The organism is Lysinibacillus sp. OL1, assembly GCF_004332175.1.
Taxonomy (GTDB): Bacteria; Bacillota; Bacilli; order Bacillales_A; family Planococcaceae; genus Lysinibacillus; species Lysinibacillus capsici.
In genome coordinates this window covers 113,029-134,290 of record NZ_SJDS01000009.1, presented here as the reverse complement: position 1 = coordinate 134,290, position 21,262 = coordinate 113,029, and the positions used below count along the sequence as shown (strand labels likewise).

The 21,262-nt window shown below is 37.8% G+C and carries 21 protein-coding genes and 2 pseudogenes; 16 read left to right on the top strand and 7 right to left on the bottom strand.

The genetic code is table 11. The annotated features are described in order from the left end of the window. Window positions 1-26 precede the first annotated feature (26 nt). Window positions 27-584, bottom strand: coding sequence for a peptide deformylase (def, locus tag EW028_RS16595; protein WP_131521660.1), 558 nt, complete (start codon window positions 582-584; stop codon window positions 27-29). A 394-nt stretch (window positions 585-978) separates the two neighbouring features. Between def and pdhA the strand changes: the two genes are divergently transcribed. The 5 genes from pdhA to EW028_RS16570 all read left to right on the top strand — a co-directional run bounded on the left by pdhA (window position 979) and on the right by EW028_RS16570 (window position 7,064). Continuing rightward, window positions 979-2,094 carry a pyruvate dehydrogenase (acetyl-transferring) E1 component subunit alpha gene (pdhA, locus tag EW028_RS16590; RefSeq protein WP_004224731.1) on the top strand — a complete coding sequence of 372 codons (1,116 nt, stop codon included), beginning with the start codon at window positions 979-981 and terminating at the stop codon, window positions 2,092-2,094. 3 nt (window positions 2,095-2,097) lie between these two features. Further along, window positions 2,098-3,075, top strand: coding sequence for an alpha-ketoacid dehydrogenase subunit beta (locus EW028_RS16585; protein ID WP_004224734.1), 978 nt, complete (start codon window positions 2,098-2,100; stop codon window positions 3,073-3,075). Window positions 3,076-3,122: 47 nt separating this feature from the next. After that, window positions 3,123-4,472, top strand: a complete 1,350-nt coding sequence (locus EW028_RS16580; RefSeq protein WP_131521659.1) for a dihydrolipoamide acetyltransferase family protein — start codon at window positions 3,123-3,125, stop codon at window positions 4,470-4,472. Window positions 4,473-4,477: 5 nt separating this feature from the next. After that, window positions 4,478-5,893: a dihydrolipoyl dehydrogenase gene (gene lpdA / locus EW028_RS16575; RefSeq protein WP_131521658.1), complete on the top strand. Its 1,416-nt coding sequence runs from the start codon at window positions 4,478-4,480 to the stop codon at window positions 5,891-5,893. A 388-nt stretch (window positions 5,894-6,281) separates the two neighbouring features. Continuing rightward, window positions 6,282-7,064 (top strand): SDR family NAD(P)-dependent oxidoreductase, encoded by a 783-nt coding sequence (locus EW028_RS16570; RefSeq protein WP_131521657.1) that lies wholly within the window; start codon window positions 6,282-6,284, stop codon window positions 7,062-7,064. Between the two features lie 52 nt (window positions 7,065-7,116). Here the strand turns inward: EW028_RS16570 and EW028_RS16565 are convergent. The 3 genes and pseudogenes from EW028_RS16565 to EW028_RS25910 all read right to left on the bottom strand — a co-directional run bounded on the left by EW028_RS16565 (window position 7,117) and on the right by EW028_RS25910 (window position 9,389). Then, window positions 7,117-8,641: pseudogene (locus tag EW028_RS16565) on the bottom strand (tripartite tricarboxylate transporter permease). 15 nt (window positions 8,642-8,656) lie between these two features. Then, window positions 8,657-9,132: pseudogene (locus EW028_RS16560) on the bottom strand (tripartite tricarboxylate transporter TctB family protein). 131 nt (window positions 9,133-9,263) lie between these two features. After that, complete coding sequence (locus EW028_RS25910) at window positions 9,264-9,389, bottom strand: hypothetical protein (protein ID WP_255501675.1); 126 nt, start codon at window positions 9,387-9,389, stop codon at window positions 9,264-9,266. A gap of 162 nt (window positions 9,390-9,551) precedes the next feature. Between EW028_RS25910 and EW028_RS16550 the strand changes: the two genes are divergently transcribed. Continuing rightward, on the top strand, window positions 9,552-9,998 hold the full coding sequence (locus EW028_RS16550) for a CidA/LrgA family protein (protein ID WP_227744968.1): 447 nt from the start codon (window positions 9,552-9,554) through the stop codon (window positions 9,996-9,998). Further along, a complete protein-coding gene (locus tag EW028_RS16545) occupies window positions 9,991-10,668 on the top strand; it encodes an LrgB family protein (RefSeq protein ID WP_131521655.1) in 678 nt (225 codons plus the stop codon). The genes EW028_RS16550 and EW028_RS16545 overlap by 8 nt, the downstream gene beginning before the upstream one ends. 230 nt (window positions 10,669-10,898) lie before the next feature. Here EW028_RS16545 and EW028_RS16540 read toward each other — a convergent pair whose 3' ends face one another. Continuing rightward, a complete protein-coding gene (locus EW028_RS16540; protein ID WP_004224764.1) occupies window positions 10,899-12,368 on the bottom strand; it encodes an aminotransferase class I/II-fold pyridoxal phosphate-dependent enzyme in 1,470 nt (489 codons plus the stop codon). A 146-nt stretch (window positions 12,369-12,514) separates the two neighbouring features. On the opposite strand from EW028_RS16540, the gene EW028_RS16535 reads away from it, so the two are divergent. Further along, entirely contained in the window at window positions 12,515-13,474 is a 960-nt protein-coding gene (locus EW028_RS16535; RefSeq protein ID WP_131521654.1) for an NAD(P)H-dependent flavin oxidoreductase, read from the top strand. A gap of 20 nt (window positions 13,475-13,494) precedes the next feature. Further along, window positions 13,495-13,782, top strand: coding sequence for a UPF0223 family protein (locus tag EW028_RS16530; protein WP_048394723.1), 288 nt, complete (start codon window positions 13,495-13,497; stop codon window positions 13,780-13,782). Between the two features lie 103 nt (window positions 13,783-13,885). Here the strand turns inward: EW028_RS16530 and EW028_RS16525 are convergent, their stop codons facing one another. Then, on the bottom strand, window positions 13,886-14,512 hold the full coding sequence (locus EW028_RS16525) for a YktB family protein (RefSeq protein WP_131521653.1): 627 nt from the start codon (window positions 14,510-14,512) through the stop codon (window positions 13,886-13,888). A 126-nt stretch (window positions 14,513-14,638) separates the two neighbouring features. On the opposite strand from EW028_RS16525, the gene EW028_RS16520 reads away from it, so the two are divergent. Both EW028_RS16520 and EW028_RS16515 read left to right on the top strand, forming a co-directional pair. Beyond that, complete coding sequence (locus EW028_RS16520) at window positions 14,639-14,836, top strand: hypothetical protein (protein WP_004224768.1); 198 nt, start codon at window positions 14,639-14,641, stop codon at window positions 14,834-14,836. A 212-nt stretch (window positions 14,837-15,048) separates the two neighbouring features. Next, on the top strand, window positions 15,049-15,843 hold the full coding sequence (locus tag EW028_RS16515; RefSeq protein WP_004224769.1) for an inositol monophosphatase family protein: 795 nt from the start codon (window positions 15,049-15,051) through the stop codon (window positions 15,841-15,843). 42 nt (window positions 15,844-15,885) lie between these two features. On the opposite strand, the gene EW028_RS16510 is transcribed toward EW028_RS16515, so the two are convergent. Next, the gene (locus EW028_RS16510; RefSeq protein WP_004224770.1) at window positions 15,886-16,071 is read right to left on the bottom strand and encodes a DUF5325 family protein; all 186 of its coding nucleotides are present in this window, start codon (window positions 16,069-16,071) and stop codon (window positions 15,886-15,888) included. A gap of 138 nt (window positions 16,072-16,209) precedes the next feature. Here EW028_RS16510 and typA point away from each other — a divergent pair, with 138 nt between their 5' ends. The 5 genes from typA to EW028_RS16485 all read left to right on the top strand — a co-directional run bounded on the left by typA (window position 16,210) and on the right by EW028_RS16485 (window position 21,247). After that, window positions 16,210-18,054 (top strand): translational GTPase TypA, encoded by a 1,845-nt coding sequence (typA, locus tag EW028_RS16505; RefSeq protein ID WP_054549845.1) that lies wholly within the window; start codon window positions 16,210-16,212, stop codon window positions 18,052-18,054. Window positions 18,055-18,084: 30 nt separating this feature from the next. Beyond that, window positions 18,085-18,483 (top strand): YlaH-like family protein, encoded by a 399-nt coding sequence (locus tag EW028_RS16500; RefSeq protein ID WP_131521652.1) that lies wholly within the window; start codon window positions 18,085-18,087, stop codon window positions 18,481-18,483. 215 nt (window positions 18,484-18,698) lie between these two features. Then, entirely contained in the window at window positions 18,699-19,691 is a 993-nt protein-coding gene (locus EW028_RS16495) for an ABC transporter substrate-binding protein (protein WP_131521651.1), read from the top strand. 1 nt (window position 19,692) lies between these two features. Beyond that, window positions 19,693-20,460 (top strand): ABC transporter ATP-binding protein, encoded by a 768-nt coding sequence (locus EW028_RS16490; protein ID WP_004224774.1) that lies wholly within the window; start codon window positions 19,693-19,695, stop codon window positions 20,458-20,460. Further along, window positions 20,453-21,247 (top strand): ABC transporter permease, encoded by a 795-nt coding sequence (locus EW028_RS16485; protein ID WP_004224775.1) that lies wholly within the window; start codon window positions 20,453-20,455, stop codon window positions 21,245-21,247. The genes EW028_RS16490 and EW028_RS16485 overlap by 8 nt, the downstream gene beginning before the upstream one ends. Window positions 21,248-21,262 lie beyond the last annotated feature (15 nt).

Sequence of the window (21,262 nt, the reverse complement as noted above, 5' to 3'; positions counted from 1 at the left end):
GAAGTAAAAAACTGCCGAGGTTGTTTTTAGTCGCGCTCATATGGGATTGAATCTGGTATTTCTGCAAATGGATTCTTTTCATTAATGCGGTCATAAAACATAACGCCATTTAGATGATCTAATTCATGCTGAAAGGCAATCGCTGGCAAGCCCTTAAGGCGCATTTTTTTCTCTTCACCATCAACTGTTTTAAATTTTACTGTGATACGTGCATGGCGAGGTACATACCCAGGAATATTACGGTCAACAGAAAGACAACCTTCTCCTGATGATAGGTATGTGTTTTCAACAGAATGGCTAACGATCTTTGGATTTATGGCTACAAAGCTTAATTGTTCACCAGCCTCATCTTTTAAATGAAGAGCAAACATACGCTGTAAGCTATTTACCTGATTGGCAGCCAAACCAATGCCACTACGCAAATTATATTTTTCTGCCATTTCAGGATCTTGGCTGTTGATTAAATATTGAAGCATATCCTCAGCAAGCTTTCTTGTTTCTTCAGTTAAAGGGAATTTAACTTCCTCTGCTTTTGTGCGTAAAGTCGGATGACCTTCGCGGATAATATCATCCATTAAAATCATAATAGTAATCTTCCTTTCAACTTTGTAGTGCTTACTAATAAGTATACATCACGTTTTCGTACAATCCCATGAAAAAAGTCCTTATTTGAATATACTCAAAAAATTTTTCTAATGCTATTAGATTTTCGAGAATGGGGTATTCTACTAGGGGAAAACCTGTTGGAAAACGTAAGAGTTGTATGGTGTGAGTAAGGTGTTGTAATACAGAATTTGAATATTAGTAATACAGTATAGGACAGCGGTGTTTGATTGTTATTCTAGAAAAAATCTTTGTATATAGCAGTAATAGATGATTGACCGACAGTATTTTATTCAGTATACTGAGTGTCAAGAATAAGTTGTACTAGTTAAAAAGGTGATTTATTTTAATACAGCTGAAAGGGAGATGTGACAAATGAGCAAGAAAAACAATAATATTTTTGATGCTAAACAAACGCTAACTGAAATCGAAGATAAGTTTGAAATGTTTCAAATTTTGAATGAAGAAGGCGAAATTATAAATAAAGAGGCAGATCCGAAATTATCAGATGAGGAACTAGTTGAGTTAATGACACGTATGGTTTACACACGTATTTTAGATCAACGTTCAATCTCATTAAATCGTCAAGGACGTTTAGGCTTCTATGCACCGACTGCTGGTCAAGAAGCTTCACAACTTGCTTCTCACTTTGCATTAGAACAAGAAGATTGGATTTTACCAGGTTACCGTGATGTACCTCAAATTGTATGGCATGGCTTACCTCTTGAAAAAGCATTTTTATTCTCACGTGGTCACTTCATGGGCAATCAGGTTCCTGAAGGTGTAAACGTTTTAGCTCCACAAATTATTATTGGAGCACAATATATTCAAGCTGCTGGGGTAGCACTTGGTATTAAAAAACGCGGGAAAAAAGCTGTTGCAGTAACTTATACTGGTGACGGTGGTTCTTCTCAGGGAGACTTCTATGAAGGCATTAACTTTGCAGGTGCATTTAAATCTCCAGCAATCTTCATCGTACAAAATAACCAATATGCAATCTCAACACCTCGTGAATTGCAAACAGCTGCTAAAACAATTGCACAAAAAGGTGTAGCAGCAGGCTTACCAAGTATTTTAGTAGATGGAATGGATGCGCTTGCAGTTTATGTAGCAACTCGTGATGCTCGTGAGCGTGCGGTTAATGGTGAAGGCCCAACATTAATTGAAACAATGTGTTACCGTTATGGTCCTCATACAATGGCTGGGGATGACCCAACTCGTTACCGTACTTCTGATACAGATAATGAATGGGCTCAAAAAGATCCTCTCGTTCGCTTCCGTAAATACCTAGAAGCAAAAGGTATATGGGATGAGAAAAAAGAAGAAGCAGTTATTGAGCGAGCAAAAGAAGAAATTAAAGAAGCAATCAAAAAAGCAGATGCTGCTCCAAAACAAAAAGTAACAGAATTAATGGAAAATATGTATAAAGGCGAAATGCCATCTAATCTAAAAGAACAGTATGAAATCTATAAAGAGAAGGAGTCGAAATAACCTATGGCACAAATGACGATGATTCAAGCAATTACAGATGCACTTCGCACAGAATTAAAGAATGATGAAAACGTTCTTGTATTCGGGGAAGATGTAGGTGTCAACGGTGGGGTATTCCGCGCGACAGAAGGCCTACAAAAAGAATTTGGGGTTGACCGCGTATTTGATACACCATTAGCAGAATCAGGTATTGGTGGCTTAGCAGTTGGCCTTTCTCTTCAAGGATTCCGTCCAGTTCCTGAAATTCAATTCTTTGGTTTCGTTTATGAAGTAATGGATTCAATTAGTGGCCAGCTAGCACGTATGAGCTACCGTAGTGGTGGCGTCTACAATGCTCCAGTAACAATCCGTTCACCATTTGGTGGTGGTGTACACACACCTGAAATGCACTCAGATAGCTTAGAAAGCTTAATGACAGCACAACCAGGACTAACAGTTGTTGTTCCATCAACACCATATGATGCAAAAGGTTTACTTATTTCTTCTATTCGTAATGACAACCCAGTTATTTTCTTAGAGCATTTAAAACTATACCGTTCATTCCGTGAAGAAGTGCCTGAGGAAGCATACGAAATTCCACTAGGAAAAGCGGATGTAAAACGTGAAGGTACTGATTTAACAATTGTTGCTTACGGTTTAATGGTTCATGAAAGCTTAAAGGCTGCAGAAGAACTTGAAAAAGAAGGACATTCTGTAGAAGTAATTGACTTACGTACAATTCAACCAATCGATGTGGAAACAATTATCGCATCTGTTGAAAAAACAGGTCGTGCAATCGTTGTCCAAGAAGCTCAAAAACAAGCAGGTATCGCTGCGAACGTAGTAGCAGAAATTACAGAGCGTGCAATTTTAAGCTTAGAGGCTCCTGTTCTTCGTGTGGCTGCACCAGATACTGTGTACCCATTCCCACAAGCTGAAGGTGTTTGGTTACCAAACTACAAAGATGTAATGGAAACAGCGAAAAAAGTTTTAACATTCTAATAAAGCTTCTAAACTTGAACAACAGTAAATAGAAAGGATGGGTACACATGGCATTTGAATTCAGATTACCGGATATTGGCGAGGGTATTCACGAAGGCGAGATTGTGAAATGGTTCGTTAAAGCTGGAGATACAGTAAAAGAAGACGATATTCTTTGTGAAGTACAAAATGATAAAGCAGTAGTAGAAATCCCTTCACCAGTTGAAGGAACAGTAGAGGAAGTTTTAGTAGGAGAAGGAACAGTTGCCGTAGTTGGCGATGTTTTAATCCGATTAGACGCACCTGGCTATGAAGACTTAAAGCTAAAAGGTGACGATCATGCCGAAGCAAAAACAGAGGCACAAGTTCAAGCAACTGCTGAATCTGGTCAAAACGTAGAAAAAGCTCCTGCTAAAGAGGAAAAGGCACCAGAAAAAGCTCCTGAAAATGCTCCAGAAAAAGTGGAGACAGTAGTTGATGAAACAAAACGTGTGATCGCGATGCCTTCTGTACGTAAATTTGCCCGTGATAACGATGTAAATATTCGTGAAGTGAAGGGTACAGGCAAAAATGGTCGAATCCTTAAAGAAGATATTGAAAACTTCTTAAAAGGTGGCGGCACTGTAGAGGCTGAAACTGCAAATATCGAAACATCAGAAGATACAGTTCAACAAGAAACGTCTACACCAGCAGCACCAGTAGTTCTTGAGGGGGATTTCCCAGAGACTCGTGAAAAAATGTCAGGTATTCGAAAAGCGATTGCAAAAGCAATGGTACACTCGAAACAAACGGCTCCTCATGTTACACTAATGGATGAAGTCGATGTAACAGCTCTTGTAGCACATCGTAAAAAATTCAAAGATATCGCTGCCGAAAAAGGTGTTAAATTAACATACTTACCATATGTAGTGAAAGCACTTATTTCAACTTTACGCGAGTTCCCAGAATTTAATCGCTCTTTAGATGATGCAACACAAGAAATTATCCAAAAGCATTACTATAACATTGGTATTGCAGCAGATACTGAAAGAGGCTTACTAGTACCAGTTATTAAGCATGCAGATCGTAAATCTGTATTTGCAGTGTCTAATGAGATTAATGAATTAGCGACAAAAGCCCGTGAAGGTAAGCTAGCACCACATGAAATGAAAGGTGCTTCCATGTCCATTACGAATATTGGCTCTGCAGGAGGACAATGGTTTACACCAGTTATTAACCATCCTGAAGTAGCAATTCTAGGTATTGGTCGAATTTCAGAAAAACCTGTAATAAAAAATGGTGAAATTGTAGCCGCACCTGTGTTAGCATTATCATTGAGCTTTGATCATCGTATGATCGATGGAGCCACTGCGCAAAATGCTTTAAATCATTTAAAGCGTTTGTTAAGTGAGCCAGAATTATTATTAATGGAGGCGTAACAAAAATGGTAGTAGGAGATTTCCCAATCGAAACAGATACTCTTGTCATTGGTTCAGGTCCTGGAGGATATGTAGCAGCAATTCGTGCAGCTCAAACTGGCCAAAAAGTAACAATCGTTGAAAAAAATGTACTTGGTGGAGTGTGCTTAAACGTAGGTTGTATCCCATCAAAAGCATTAATTTCAGTAGGTCACCGTTTTGAGCAAGCTAAACATTCAGATGACATGGGAATCATCGCTTCTGATGTGAAATTAGACTTCTCAAAAGCACAAGCATTTAAAGACAGCGTTGTTAAGAAATTAACTGGCGGTGTTGAAGGCTTACTTAAAGGTAACAAAGTTGAAATTGTACAAGGTGAAGCTTATTTCGTTGACGCTCATTCAGTGCGTATCATCAATGGTGAATCTGCTCAAACTTACACATTTAACAATGTCATTATTGCAACAGGTTCTCGTCCAGTTGAAATTCCAACATTCAAATTCACTGATCGTGTATTAAATTCTACTGGTGCACTTTCTCTACAAGAAGTACCTGGTAAATTAGTTGTTATCGGTGGCGGTTATATTGGTACTGAGCTTGGATCAGCTTATGCGAACCTTGGCTCTCAAGTAACAATTATTGAAGGCGGAAAAGATATTTTAGCTGGCTTCGAAAAACAAATGACGCAAATCGTGAAAAAAGGCCTTAAAAAGAAAGGCGTTGAAGTTGAAGTTAACGCATCTGCAAAAGGCGTAGAAGAAACTGAAAACGGCGTAGTAGTAACTTATGAAGTAGGCGGAGAAGAGAAAAAAGTTGAAGCTGATTACGTATTAGTTACTGTAGGACGTCGTCCAAATACAGATGAAATGGGCCTTGCTGAAATCGGAGTTGAATTCGGTGAACGTGGTCTAATCAATGTTGACAAACAATGTCGTACAAATATTCCAAACATCTATGCAATCGGTGATATCGTAGCAGGTCCTCAGCTTGCACATAAAGCATCTTACGAAGGTAAAGTTGCTGCTGAAGCAATTGCGGGTGAAAAATCAGTTGTTGATTATCTTGCAGTGCCAGCTGTATGTTTCACAGATCCAGAAATGGCGACAGTTGGTTACAATGAAGAACAAGCAAAAGCTGAAGGCATTGAATACACTGCAGCGAAATTCCCATTCGCAGCAAATGGTCGTGCTCTTGCATTAAACCAATCAGAAGGTTTCGTGAAACTTGTTGCTCGTAAAGAGGATGGCTTATTAATTGGTGCTCAAATCGTAGGTGCTGGTGCATCTGATATGATCGCTGAAATGGGCTTAGCGATTGAAGGCGGCATGACTGCTGAGGATATCGCATTAACAATTCACGCTCACCCAACATTAGGTGAAATTACAATGGAAACTGCTGAAGTATTACTTGGCAACCCAATCCACATTGTAGCGAAAAAATAATTTGAATAAAGGAGTGTAGATAAAGCGGGATCATTCGCTTATCTACACTCCTTTTTTGATGCCACTGTATTATTAAGAACAGATGGGTGAGTAAGAAAGGGTAACAACTCGAAAATGTGCTCTCCGATTGAAGTGAAAAACGGAAATTTTTATTATAAAAACCGTCATTAGAAATCTAAATCTTTTTATGAACAATTAATTTTTATATTAGCTTGTTCCCATAACAGGCTTTAATGATAATGAAAAGTAATAAGTAGCTCTTCATGAAAAATTCCGTCATTATAGCTTTCAAATCGAATTTCTATCATTTAGAAGCTCCTTTGATTATTCTGAATAATCGATAAATGCTATAATGATAGCATTGTAGAAAGTAAGGGAGGATTTAATAATGGAGCTTAATTTAACGGGGAAAGTAGCAATTATAACAGGATCGAGTAAAGGAATTGGCTATTATACAGCCATGCAGCTTGTTAAAGAGGGTGCACAGGTTGTACTTTGCGCTCGTGGTGAAAAGCAACTGCAAGTGGCTGCAGGATGTATAAAAAACGAAACAGGCGTAGATGTATTAATTGTTCCAACTGACATTACAAAAGAAAAAGATTGTAAGTATCTCATTGAGCGTACTGTAGAGCATTTTGGACGTGTGGATATTCTTATTAATAATGCTGGTACAGCTTCAGCGAATTCCTTTGAAACGGTGAGTAGTGAGCTGTGGCAGGCAGATTTAGATTTAAAGGTATTTGGTGCTATTCATTGTTCAAAATATGCTGCTCCATATATGCGAAAGGCTGGTGGCGGTGCAATCGTTAATGTGACTGCTGTGATGGCTAAAACTCCACCTGCAAGCTCACTTCCTACTACTGTAAGCCGTGCTGCGGGGCTTGCCTTGACGAAAGCGATGAGCAAGGATTTAGGGAAGGATAATATTCGAGTAAATTCTGTATGTATAGGACTTATTCGTAGTGATCAAATCGAAAAGAAATGGAAAAAGGAAGCACCAAATTTATCGTGGGAAGATTATTCTCGTAAAGTGGGACAAGCAATTCCGCTTGGTCGAGTAGGAGATACACAAGAAGCAGCAAACGTGATCGCTTTCTTAGCATCTGATGCGGCGAGCTATGTTACAGGAACAGCTGTGAATATTGATGGTGGCTCTGGTCACGCATTATAAAATAGTAAAGATCCACTATACAAATAGAAGTATAGTGGATCTTTAAGAAAAATTACCCTTCTTCATTAATAAGAACATTTTTACCACGTATTTTCATAATTAGTGGTATAAGTACCATGAAATGGAAATCACTAAAAATAGTAATGATAAAGGCATTGTTATAAAAGTAGAAAAGTCTCCATACGAAATGGTTAATGCACGGCGCATATTATTTTCAATCATTGGCCCTAGTACCAGTGCAAGGACTAAGGGAGCTACTGGGTAATCATTTTTAGCAAATAGATAACCAAGAACACCACAAGCTACTAATAAAAATACGTCAAATGTGGCGAATTGCACGGCATAAACACCAAAAATTGAAATGGCAATAATTATAGGCAATAGATATTTTTTAGGTGTTTCGATGATTTTGGCAAAAATGCGGACTAAAGGCATATTTAATACTAGTTACATTAAATTTCTAATGAACATACTGGCAATTAATCCCCAAGCAACTTGAGGATGTTCATCAAATAATAATGGACCTGGCTGAATATTATACATAATAAGTGCACCCATTAAAATATCAGTAGTACCTGAGTCGGGAATTCCTAATGTTAGTAATGGGATCATTGCACCGCCTGAGGCAGCATTGTTCGCTGATTCTGGCCCAGCTACACCCGCAATATGACCTTTTCCGAATTGCTCGGGTGTTTTACTAAATTTTTTTCAGTAATATAAGAAATGAATGAGGCAAGTGTTGCACCTGCACCGGGTAATACGCCAATGAAAAAGCCTCATAAGGAGCCGCAAGCAATAGGAACAGCACTATCCTTTAAATCTTCCTTTGTTGGTAATACACAATTAATTTTGGCTAATTGACCATCCTCTTCTTCTTTTTCAAGAATGGTTTTAAATACTTCGCCTAATGCAAATAAACCAACAGCGATAGTTATAAATACAATGCCGGAGAACAACATTGGCTGACCAAATGTAAAACGTTCGATACCTGATACGGCATCAATACCAACTGTCCCGAGCATAAGCCCTAAAACAGTCATAATTAAAGCTTTGGTAATAGAACGTCCTGCTAGGCCACTAACTACTGCAAGTCCTAATAACATCAAAGAAAAATATTCTGCGGGTCCAAATTTAAGTGCTAATTTTGACAATGGATTTGCCAATAATATCAGACCTAGTAGCGCTACAACGCCCGCACAAAATGAGCCAATGGCCGCGATCGAAAGAGCACTTCCTGCACGGCCTTGTTTAGCCATTTGATAGCCATCCAATGTTGTCACAACTGATGACGATTCACCAGGCGTGTTTAATAGAATGGAGGTTGTTGATCCACCATACATGGCCTCGTAGTATACCCCTGCAAGTAAAATAATGGAGCTTGTAGCAGCAGCCTCAGTAGGTAGTCCAGTTGTAATAGTTGCTGTAACAGGTATTAATAATGCAACTCCACTCATTGGACCTATACCTGGAAGTACACCAACTGCTGTACCAATTATGACACCCACAAGAGCGAATAAAAGGTTTTGCCATTGAAGGGCAACTGCAAAATCATCAGCTAAAAATTGCAATGTTGACATATGTTCACTCCTGTACTAAAAAATTGGGAAACTAGGTAATGATCCTCCTAGTAAACTTGTAAATAAATAATAGATGCCGAGTGAAAATCCAGCTGCAATAATAATTGAATAAGTAAGTTTAGTAGTTCCATTGTTTGGAAACTAATACACAAAAATAAAAATGTTGTGATTATATAGCCAATTTTTTCAAGGAAAAATACATACGCAAGAGCGCTACCTAAAATGATTAAGAACTTTTTGAGCTCTGTTGAAGCTATTTTAGAAGAAGTAGTTGATCCTCCTGTGACTAGCTCTCTCACAGCTTTTTTCCATGATTCATAAAATAATTGAAGACTTAATAAACCTAAAATAATACCTAAACCTAATGAAAAAATTTTAGGCCCAACTGTAGACCCATAAGCACTATCAGAAATCTGAGTTGCTTGAAAAATAAACAAAATGCTAAGTGCTAAGAGGATAATGCTAGATGTTATATCAAATGTATAGCTCAACCGTTTTACACCTCCGTTGAAAATAGAATAGAGTTACACAAGTAGTTCTATATTTAATGGAAATACTTGTGTCTTTTTTTAAAAAACGATTCGTTATTTTTGCATACCAAGAGCTGTTAGTAGTTCAATGATTATTTTATTTTGATTGTCCGGTATTCTGCTTGCCAACCATTACGGGTCACCTCAGCTTGCCATTCTTTTGATTCAGACATTGCCTGTAATTTTTCAGACCAATAGGCAATCGCATCTTCACTCATATTTTTGAGTCTTATGAAGTTCTTGTAGAATAGGACTTTTAATACTGTTTTATAGAATTGGTTGGATATTTCTCCATTTGATTGTTATTTTTATAAAATTATAATAGACAGAAAATTCCTACAGATGTAGAATGAACGATATAGGGGGTGAAAAGTGGCGAAATGTTGAACGAAAATTTTGCTGCGTTGTTGTTACGAGTTGTTCGGATTATTGTGCAAATTGGTATACTTACTATTTTCTATTACATGGGGGTTGGCATTGTTTCTTATTTGCACATACCTCTTCCAGGAAGTGTCATTGGCTTACTTTTATTAGCACTTTCACTCAATTTTAAAATTATTAAGGTCGAATATATACAAGATGGAGCAGGTTTTTTAATTGGCATCTTAACGTTGTTTTTCATTCCAGCAACTGTAGGTGTTATTGATTATCCAGAGCTCATGTCAATCACTGGTCTGCTCATAATTCTAGCAGTTATTGCTAGTACATTAATCTCTATTTATGTAACAGGATTGCTGACACAACTCATTGAAAAAAGAGAATTGGCGAAAAAGGAAGGTACGAAAATTACGGGAGAAGAAGGAAAGGGGGAATTGACTGTTGATTGAAGTAACGGTTGTCCTTAGCACCATCATCATGTTTATTTTATTTACAAAGCTCTATCAACGATTTCCCCATCCTATCATGATTCCCTTGGTCACGACTACGATTGTCAGTGCAGTGATTTTACTTGTGTTTGATATTCCATATTCAACTTATATGCAAGGTGGGGAATGGCTTCAGAAAATGCTTGGGCCAGCTGTTGTGGCACTTGCATATCCTCTCTATAATCAACGGGCAATTATTATGAAATATAAGTATTCTATTTTATCAGGACTTGTAATCGGCATGATAACAGGCTTAGTGACAATTTTTGTGTTACTAAAATGGATCGGTGTAGAACCAAGCTGGATGCTGACAGCCTTACCTAAATCATTAACAACGCCTGTTGGAATGCAGGTGAGCGAAACGATTGGGGGCATTCCTCCTTTAACGGCTGTTTTCGTTATGATTGCAGGGTTTGTAGGGGCCATTATCGGACCGTTAGTCATTAAGTATGGTAAAATCGACTCTGCTGTGAGTAGGGGAGTGGCAGTAGGAAGTGCCTCACATGGGGTAGGTCTTGTGAAATTAAGAGAATATGGGGAACAGGAATTATCAGTTGGTTCCTTATCAATGGGCTTAACGGCTGTTATCGGAGCTTTCTTCTGCCCTTTATTTGTGTATTTATTTTTATAATAGAATCGTGCTTTGTGGAAAAAGGAGCTGTCCCAAAAAAGATAGGAACAACCCTTTTATTGTAATAATTGGTTATTTCTAGAAGCGGTTAGTCATTGTGAAAATCAACTAAAAAAATACTTCAGATAATATTCTATTATAGCGATTTTGTAATGAAGAGAATGTTTACTAATCTGTATTTTATAAATATAAAAGCTAGCCCATCTTATTGAAGAGCTAGCTTTTATTTTTTAGAAAATTGGCTTACGTTCTTTGATAACACGAATTGTTTTTAATGTTGTATCCTCTGGTCCTTGAACGGGTAAACCTGCTTCAATATTCATTTGAATATAATGAATATTTTCTTGAGTAATTATTTCCCCGGGAATAAAAATAGGAATCCCAGGAGGATATACCATAATAAATTCTGCACAAATACAGTTATCTGCTTCTGCAAGAGGAACGACTTCTGTATCTGCATAAAAAGCATCACGCGGAGACATGGCAAGAGCTGGAATTTCAGGAACATTTACCAAAGCCTCTGTTATAGCCGCTTCAGAATCAAATGCTTTAGACATACGAGTTAACGCATTTATTAAAAGATTAATTTCCTTTTTTGTATCTCCTAAAGTCACTAAACATAAGATATTATAAAGGTCAGACAATTCGACTTCAATATTGGCATTATAACGCAACCATTCCTCAGCTCGATGACCAGAAATACCTAAATCTTTCACACTAATCAGAAGTTTTAATGGATCCATATCATAAGTTGCAGAAGAATGTAACTTTTCCTTACCTGCACACTTTAAATGTGGGATTTGATTGATACGTTTACGAGCATCCTTTGCTAAACGTAATGCATCGTCAATTAAATCGTATCCATGAATGGCTAGCTGACGTCGAGCTGTGTCAAGTGAAGCAAGTAATGGATAGGATGTCGATGTAGTTGTTAACATAGAAAATACAGCTTGTACACGTTTTGCAGAAACAAGACCCTCACGTACATTTAAAATAGACGTTTGTGTCATGGAGCCACCAAGCTTATGAACGCTTGTTGCTGCCATGTCAGCACCTGCTTCCATAGCTGAATATGGAAGGTCATCATGGAATTTTATGTGTACACCATGCGCTTCATCTACTACTACCGGAATATTACGGTCATGAGCAATCTCCACAATACGCTTTAAATCAGCTGTAAAGCCAAAATATGTTGGATTAATAACAAGTACTGCTTTTGTATCTGGGTAAGCATTTAATGCTTTTTCAACAGCTTCAGGGGATATGCCATGAGAAATCCCATATTCGCTGTCAACTTCAGGATGAATAAAAATTGGAATGGCACCAGCGAATACAATCGCCGACATAATAGATTTATGAACATTCCGTGGCACTAGAATTTTATCACCTGGACCGACGACGGTCAGAATCATCGTCATGATGGCGCCACTAGTACCTTGAACGGAAAAGAATGTATGATCAGCACCAAAGGCTTCAGCTGCTAAGTTTTGCGCTTCTTTTATAGCACCCTTTGGTGAATGTAAATCGTCTAGTGGAGCAATATTAATTAAATCGATTGATAAAACGTTGTCGCCGACGAATTCTCGGAAAGCAGGATCCATCCCTTGCCCTTTCTTATGGCCTGGAATATGGAACTGAATGGGATGTCTGTTCCGATGTTTTAGTAATACGTCGAACAATGGAGTCTCTAATTGTGACAACGCAGGTACCACCTCACTTTATAATATCTAAGAAAACAAATGAATTATAGCACCTAACGACACGAAAAAATAGGCTTTTCCTAAAAAAATAAAAGGATTTTTTTCAGGATACCGAGAAAATAGTATTGTACGAAAGGGGAGGTACTATGAATTGGAATACACGTGTGACGGATCTTTTACAGGTTAAATATCCAATTATTCAAGGGGGATTAGCCTATTTAGCATATGCTGATTTAGCTGCAGCGGTGTCGAATGCTGGTGGTTTAGGGCAAATAACGGCTATGAGTTTACGAGATCCTGAATTATTACGAGCAGAGATCCATAAGGTAAGAACATTAACAGATAAACCATTTGGCGTAAATTTTGCGATTGGTATGCATGGTACAGGCTATGAGGATATGGTGCGTGTGGCAATCGAAGAAGAAGTTCCAGTTGTTACAATGACGGGGGGGAATCCAGCGCCTATATTTAATTTGCTGGCAGGCACAGCGATAAAAAAATTAGTCCTTGTAGCTGCTCGTAGACAAGCTCAAAAGGCTGAACAGCTTGGGGCAGATGCTGTAATGGTAGTGGGTCAAGAAGGTGGCGGTCATCTGGGGCGTGATGATGTCGGTACAATGGTTCTTGTTCCCCAAGTTGTTGATAGTGTAAGTATTCCTGTCATTGCTTCTGGCGGAGTTGGCGATGGACGGGGCTGGATGGCTGCTCATGCATTGGGAGCTGAAGGCATTGAAATGGGCACTCGTTTTATAGCAACACGAGAGTGTGTTGATGCTTCAGAGGCTTATAAAGAGGCACTAGTTGCAAGTACTGAGGCAGATACAACCATTATTAAGCGCTCGATTGGTGCACCAGCTCGTGCATTACGCAATGAATTTACTGAAAAGATTTTGGAAATTGAGGAAAAGACACCAACATATGAGGCGTTGAAAGAATTTATAAGTGGTTCAGCAAATAAACGCTTTATTTACGATGGTGATAAGGATCAAGGCTTTGGCTGGGCTGGACAAGTGACTGGAATGATTCACGATATCCCAACCGTTGATGACCTTATTAAGCGAATGGTTGCAGAAGCTGAAAGTATACGGTTAAAATGGGGGCAATAACGTAAAGGTGGTTTTGTCGAATGGAATACTCTTATCCGTTTTCAACTGATTGGTCCACAGAGGAGATTGTGGATGTTGTTCAATTCTTTGAGGGAATTGAGAAAGCTTATGAAAAAGGCATCAAGCGTGAAGTTATGCTAGCTAAATATCGACGTTTTAAAGAGATTGTTCCTTCCCAAGCGGAGGAAAAATCAATTTTTCGCGAATTTGAAGAGGCGAGTGGCTACATTAGCTATCCAGTTGTAAAACAAACAAAGGAAGCCGAGGATGGAATGATTATAAAAGTTACCCCAAGAAATGGCCGTTAAAAAAAGTGGATGTGAGATCAACTCACATCCACTCTTTATTTTTTTGTGTTAAAAAACGACATATTGCATAAACTACATCAATAAAAAACTTTATAAGGTTAGCCTATTTTCCAACAATAATATTGTAAAGAGGAAGTAAGCTGTTAAATGTGTCTTCTGTTAATTGATGTAATTCGCTTACTGTTAGTTTGGTTGCTTGTTCTTTTGGAATATGACGCCCAATTAAGAACTCACCCTTTTTGACATCTCGTAGGCGAATAAGCAGTTCTTCAAGCTTGTCTTCTCTTGCCTCTTCGAGAGAAACAGCCTCAGGGGACATATGGTCTCCTGACACGATAAAATCATCGGGAAGCTGCTCAATTAAAGATTTATGAGCTAGTAAACGCTCAGCCATAACATTTTTTTGAGGCGCTTCATAAATAATAGCTAAGACGATGAATAAATGTGTGTGCCATAGACCAATCTGAAAGTGAGGCAATGATTTATAACCTCTTTTATAAGGGGCGAAGGCAACCCAGCTATCTTTTGGAGGGTTAACGGTTCTTCGAGCATGTTTAGCCACATGCGGGAAGAATTCTTCACCTAATTGGCTAGAGAAATATGCTGAAAAATCTTCACCTAGCGAATTAAATTTTGGACGTACATGTAAATTTAAAGCATCCATTCTCTGTTCTAAACCGTCTATTGTAAAAACTTTAAAGTCTTTGTTTGTCCACTTTATTTTTGGCAATTTTATTTTACTCCTTTCGTTTTATAAGGTTTATTTTACGCTGAATTTGGGAAAAAATCTTATAACAAGAACTTTATCAAATGAGCAAAGTTTTTGTAAAAAAATTTAAAAAAGGAAGTGTTTTTTATGAAACCGTTCGTAAAAATTATACGGAAAGTTGACATTGAAAAGCAATATGAGCACATTTTACAATTAGAATTAGATTATGAATTAGCTTCACTCTTTGCAGCAATGAATGAAAAAAATGACATGGAAATTGAAAAAAGTAAAAAACGTCTGGCAGAAATTCAGATGGAACTTGAAAGTTTGCACGCCTATGCGTAATCAAAATCTAATACCCATTTAAAAAATCACTTGCTGAATATTCCGACAGCAGGTGATTTTTATTGTGACAAAGGGTAAAATAGAAATTATATCATAAGGTAGTACTAGGTTTTATATAGCAAAAGTTGTGATGTAGTGGGAAAAGGTAGCATAAACATACGAGAGCGATTTATATAAAAGGCCTTTTCTTATATTCGAAGGGTGGGTTATGAGTGGATTTACAACAAATTGATAAATTTGCAAAAGATATTATTTTTGAAGCTGGGCGACGTATTCGGGAGGCTTTTTCGTATAATCTAGTAATTGAGACAAAATCAGGTGCAAATGACCTCGTTACTAATATTGATCGAGAGACGGAGTTATTCTTTATTGAGCAAATTAAAGCCTTTGATCCAACCCACAAAATTCTAGGGGAAGAAGGAATGGGCGAACAGGTTAAATCACTAGATGGTGTAGTTTGGATTATTGATCCAATTGATGGAACGATGAATTTTGTTAAACAGCATCGTCATTTTATGATTTCTATCGGTATTTTTGTCAATGGCGTAGGAAAGTTAGGTTACATATTTGATGTCATGCGGGAGGATTTATTTAGTGCCATAGAGGGGCAAGGGGCATGGTATAATGATTCACCATTGCGTAAACTACAGTCTGTTACAATGGAGGAGTCTGTCATTGGCATAAATGCACATTGGGTCGCACCTAATCGACATATTCACCATGAAAAGGTGATTGATATGGTTCGAAAAGTCCGCGGTACTCGGTCCTATGGCTCCGCAGCAATGGAAATTGCATTTGTTGTAAGTGGCAAATTAGATGCCTATGTCTCTATGCGTTTAGCGCCATGGGATATTGCAGGAGGGACCATCATTGCTCAGGAAGTTGGAGCAGTTGCTACAAATCTACATGGTGAAGGCTTTGATTTCCTTCATCAGGATACATTTATTATTGCTAATCCCGCTATTCATAAAGAATTATTAGAAAAATATATAGTGCCATATGAATAAAAAGGAGCCGTCTATTTATTAGACAGCTCCTTTTTATGTTCTTTAAAGTAATCCTTGCGCACGTAGTTTACGCTTCATTTTAAAGGCTGTCATGAAAATGACACAAGTAGCCACAATACCAGCTATTACACCAAATACATTACTAGCTGCAACAGAGTAGCCGATAGAACACATTGCTAATACAGCTGCCAATGCATAGATGGCCATTACGATTTTTGCACGATTCATAGCCTAGCCTCCTATATAAAAAATTTGTCGATCAAATATATTTTTTAGAATGATGGAAATTCTAATAAGGACATTTCTATCCTTCTTGTGCTATAATATCACAGTTAAACATTCGAAAAAAGAATATGGAGTGGAATAATGACAAACTTACGTCAAGATCTTCGCAATATCGCAATTATCGCCCACGTTGACCATGGTAAAACTACTTTAGTCGACCAATTATTAAAACAATCAGGTACATTCCGTTCAAACGAACATGTTGAAGAACGTGCAATGGACTCTAATGATATTGAACGCGAACGTGGTATTACAATTTTAGCAAAAAATACTGCAGTAAACTATAACGGAACTCGTATTAACATCCTTGATACGCCTGGACACGCCGACTTCGGTGGTGAGGTAGAACGTATTTTAAAAATGGTAGATGGCGTTTTACTAGTTGTCGATGCGTATGAGGGTTGTATGCCGCAAACACGCTTTGTACTGAAAAAAGCGTTGGAACAAAAGTTAACACCGATTGTAGTTGTAAACAAAGTTGATAAAGATTCAGCTCGTCCTTTAGAAGTAGTAGATGAAGTATTAGAATTATTCATCGAGCTAGGCGCTGATGATGATCAATTAGATTTCCCTGTTGTGTATGCATCAGGTGTAAACGGTACAGCTTCTCTTGATGCTGATCCAGCAAAACAAGAAGAAAATATGCAATGTCTATTTGAAAAGGTAATTGAAGCAATTCCTGCACCAGTAGACAACTCAGCAGATCCATTACAATTCCAAGTGGCATTACTTGACTACAATGATTATGTTGGTCGTATTGGGATTGGACGCGTATTCCGCGGAACAATTGAAGTAGGGCAACAAGTTGCTTTAATGAAGTTAGATGGGACTGTGAAACAATTCCGTGTAACGAAACTATTTGGTTTCTTTGGTTTAAAACGTGAAGAAATCCAATCAGCTAAAGCTGGTGACTTAATTGCTGTTTCAGGTATGGAAGACATCAACGTTGGGGAAACAGTATGTCCGGTGGAACATCAAGAAGCTTTAACACCATTACGTATAGACGAGCCAACATTACAAATGACTTTCTTAGTGAATAATTCACCGTTTGCAGGTCGTGAAGGGAAATGGGTAACTGCTCGTAAAGTAGAAGAGCGTTTACGTTCGCAACTTCAAACGGACGTATCTCTACGTGTAGAAGATACAGATTCACCAGATGCATGGACGGTTTCTGGACGTGGTGAGCTACATTTATCAATTCTTATTGAAAATATGCGCCGTGAAGGCTTTGAACTACAAGTATCAAAACCTCAAGTTATCATTCGTGAAATTGATGGTGTAAAATGTGAACCATTTGAACGTGTACAAATTGATGTACCAGAAGAAAATGTAGGTTCGGTTATTGAATCGATTGGTACGCGTAAAGGTGAAATGTTGGATATGGTGAACAATGGCAATGGCCAAGTACGTTTAACATTCCTTGTTCCTGCACGTGGTTTAATTGGATATACAACAGAATTCATGTCTATGACGAAAGGTTTTGGTATCATTAACCATACATTCGATTGTTACCAACCATATATTCCAGGCCGTATTGGTGGACGTCACCAAGGTGTTCTTGTATCAATGGAAACTGGTAAATCGACAACTTATGGTATGATGCAGGTAGAGGACCGTGGTACACTATTTGTTGAGCCAGGTACTGAAATTTATGAAGGTATGATTGTTGGTGAAAATACACGTGATAATGATATCACTGTAAACATAACAAAAATGAAGCAAAAAACGAATGTTCGTTCTGCGACAAAAGATGCAACAAACGTTATTAAAAAGCCACGTCTATTAACACTAGAAGAAGCATTAGAGTTCTTAAATGATGATGAGTATTTAGAAATCACTCCAGAATCTATTCGCCTTCGTAAACAAATTCTAGATAAAAATGAACGTGAAAGAATAGCGAAAAAACTAAAAAACGCTGAACAATAATTTTTTGCTTCCACGAAAGGAAGAGGAGTCTTGGATCTGAAGTCCGCTTTATTGGGTGAACTAAATGTTATTCAAGTTGCTGCACAGGCAGGTACAGATGAAACAACACGAGTTTATGGGAGAATGGCTGGTATCACTAGATTTTTATATGAAAATTTACCAAGCTATGAAATAGCAGGTTATGTTGTATTTCTTCTTGTATTTGTACTTTCTGCCATTGTCTATAAACTAGGCTTTGCCAAGAAATTAAAGTTATCTCAAAATATTATTATTTATGCGTTCCTATTTTTAGGTTGTATCATGCTTACATTCTTCGCCCTATTCTTACCAATGATTGAAGGTCTGATTGTAGCGGCCTTAATTCTAATTGTCTATAAAACAAGACTTTGGCGTGAAAAAAGAGAAGAGCAACAAGCTACCAATCAATAACAATTACGTACTTTATAATAAGAACTTTTTATCTGTTATAAACAGTCTTAGCGGTTTTAATGCTAAGGCTGTTTTTTTGTACGTTTTCCCTGTAGTCAAGCTGAAGAAAACACCCACACTCTACACAAATTAAAAAATGATAGGCACCGAAATCTTCTTATGTGAATAAGTTAATGTCGATAGGCTTATTTTCAACACATCAAGGAGGAAAGGGAATGCGTTGGCTTACAAAAGGTTTATTATTAGGTGTCATTGCTTTGTTACTCCTTTCTTTGACGGCATGTAATAAAGCAGAGCTAGAAAAAGTCAAAGTAGGAGAAGTAACTCGTTCAATTTTCTATGCGCCTCAATATGTAGCACTTGAGAAAGGTTTCTTCGAGGAGGAGGGTCTTTCAGTTGAGCTACAAACGATTGCAGGTGGCGATAAAACGATGACGGCGTTACTGTCAGATGGAATTGATATAGCTTTAGTTGGGTCGGAGACGTCTATTTATGTCACATTACAAGGTGCAAATGATCCTATTCAAAATTTTGCACAGTTAACACAAACGGATGGTACCTTTTTAGTGGCAAGAGATAAGATAGATAATTTTTCGTGGGATCAATTGAAGGGCTCAACGTTTTTGGGGCAACGTAAAGGTGGAATGCCACAAATGGCAGGTGAATTCGTGCTGAAAAAACATGGCATCGACCCTGTAAATGATTTAACGCTCATTCAAAATATTGATTTTGCCAACATTGCTACTGCTTTTGCATCAGGTACTGGTGACTATGTTCAATTATTTGAACCTACTGCGAGTGTCTTTGAGAAAGAAGGAAAAGGTTATATTGTAGCTTCGTTTGGAACGGAGTCTGGTAATCTTCCTTACACGTCCTTTATGGCCAAAAGTAGTTATTTAAAGGATGAATCTTCAACTGTTCAAGCTTTTACAGATGCATTGAAACGAGCACAGGATTTTGTGCAAAATGAGAGTGCTGCTGACGTAGCAAAGATTATTCAACCGTATTTTGAAAATGTGGATATAGAGATAATTGAAACTGTAATTGAGCGATATAAAGCACAAGGCTCTTATGCTACTGACCCAATCCTTGATGAAGGAGAGTGGGATAACTTGCAAACAATTATGGAGGAAGCAGGTGAACTTCCTCAACGAGTGGAGTATGGAAAACTTGTGAACACTACTTTTGCCAAAAAGGCTGCTGAGTAATATGGAATTTTTACAGCTGGAGAATATTCACCATAGTTATTTTTCAAGTACACAGGCAAAGGAAGTATTACGTGATATCAGTTTAGCCATTCATGAAGGAGAGTTTGTTTCGTTTATTGGGCCGAGTGGCTGCGGTAAAACCACATTATTATCAATTATTGCAGGATTATTCCCTGCCACTGAAGGCAATGTTTATATAGATGGTGAAAAGCTATCAGCAAGTAATCAATCAAGCATTGGCTATATGCTTCAGCAGGATTATTTATTTCCTTGGAAGACCATTGAAGAAAATGTCACAATTGGCTTGAAAATAATGGAGAAAAGTCATAAAACACATAAAGTAACGGCCAATGCGTTATTACAGGAAGTAGGATTACCGCATGTGGGGAATAATTATCCTCGAGAATTATCAGGGGGTATGAGGCAACGTGTCGCCCTTGCCCGTACCTTAGCTGTAAACCCGAAAATTTTATTATTAGATGAACCATTTTCTGCATTAGATTATCAGTCGAAATTAAAGCTTGAGGATTTAGTGGTGGAAACATTAAAAACTTATAAGAAGACTGCTATTCTTGTGACACATGATATTGGCGAGGCAATCGCAATGAGTGAGCGTGTAGTTCTATTTTCTGCAAATCCGGGGACAGTTCACAAGGTGTTTGAAATTCCTAAAGCCCTTAATGAACTATCACCTTTTGATGTAAGACAGCATCCAGCCTATGCAGATATTTTCCAAACTATTTGGAAGGAGCTGGAGAGCCTTGGATAATACATTATTTAAGCAATATCAGCAATTGTTAAAAAAAGAAAAACGCTATGTTCGAGTGTATCAGCTTATTATTTTACTGCTATTCTTTGGAGGATGGGAGCTGCTTTCAAGATTAGAATGGATTGATCGGTTAATTTTTAGCTCGCCAACTCATGTATGGCATACATTTATTGAAAAAGTCAGCGATGGTTCTTTAACATTGCATGTGAGTGTTACATTAATGGAGACCGTAATTGGCTTTTTAGCGGGGACTTTATTAGGAACATTGATAGCTGTTGTCTTGTGGTGGTCTCCGTTACTATCAAAAGTACTCGATCCCTATTTAGTAATTTTAAACGCGATGCCAAAAGTTGCACTTGGTCCGATTTTGATTGTTGCACTCGGTCCAGGTTATTTTTCCATCATAGCTATGGGTGCATTAATATCCATCATTATTACAACGATTGTTGTATATACGGCATTTAAAGGTGTCGATCCAAATTATAGTAAGGTTTTACAAACCTTTGGAGCGACAAGATGGCAAATCTTTCGTGAGGTCATTTTGCCTGCCTCATTTCCTACGATCATTTCCACCTTGAAAGTGAATGTTGGTTTATCATGGGTAGGGGTTATTGTAGGGGAATTTTTAGTAGCTTCAAAAGGACTTGGTTATTTAATTATCTATGGCTTCCAAGTATTTAATTTTAACCTTGTCCTTATGTCACTTCTGATCATTGCCTTTTTTGCTACCATTATGTATCAAGTTGTAGAATTAGTTGAAAAGACGATTATTAAAAATAATGCATAGTAGAAAAAAGAGGTG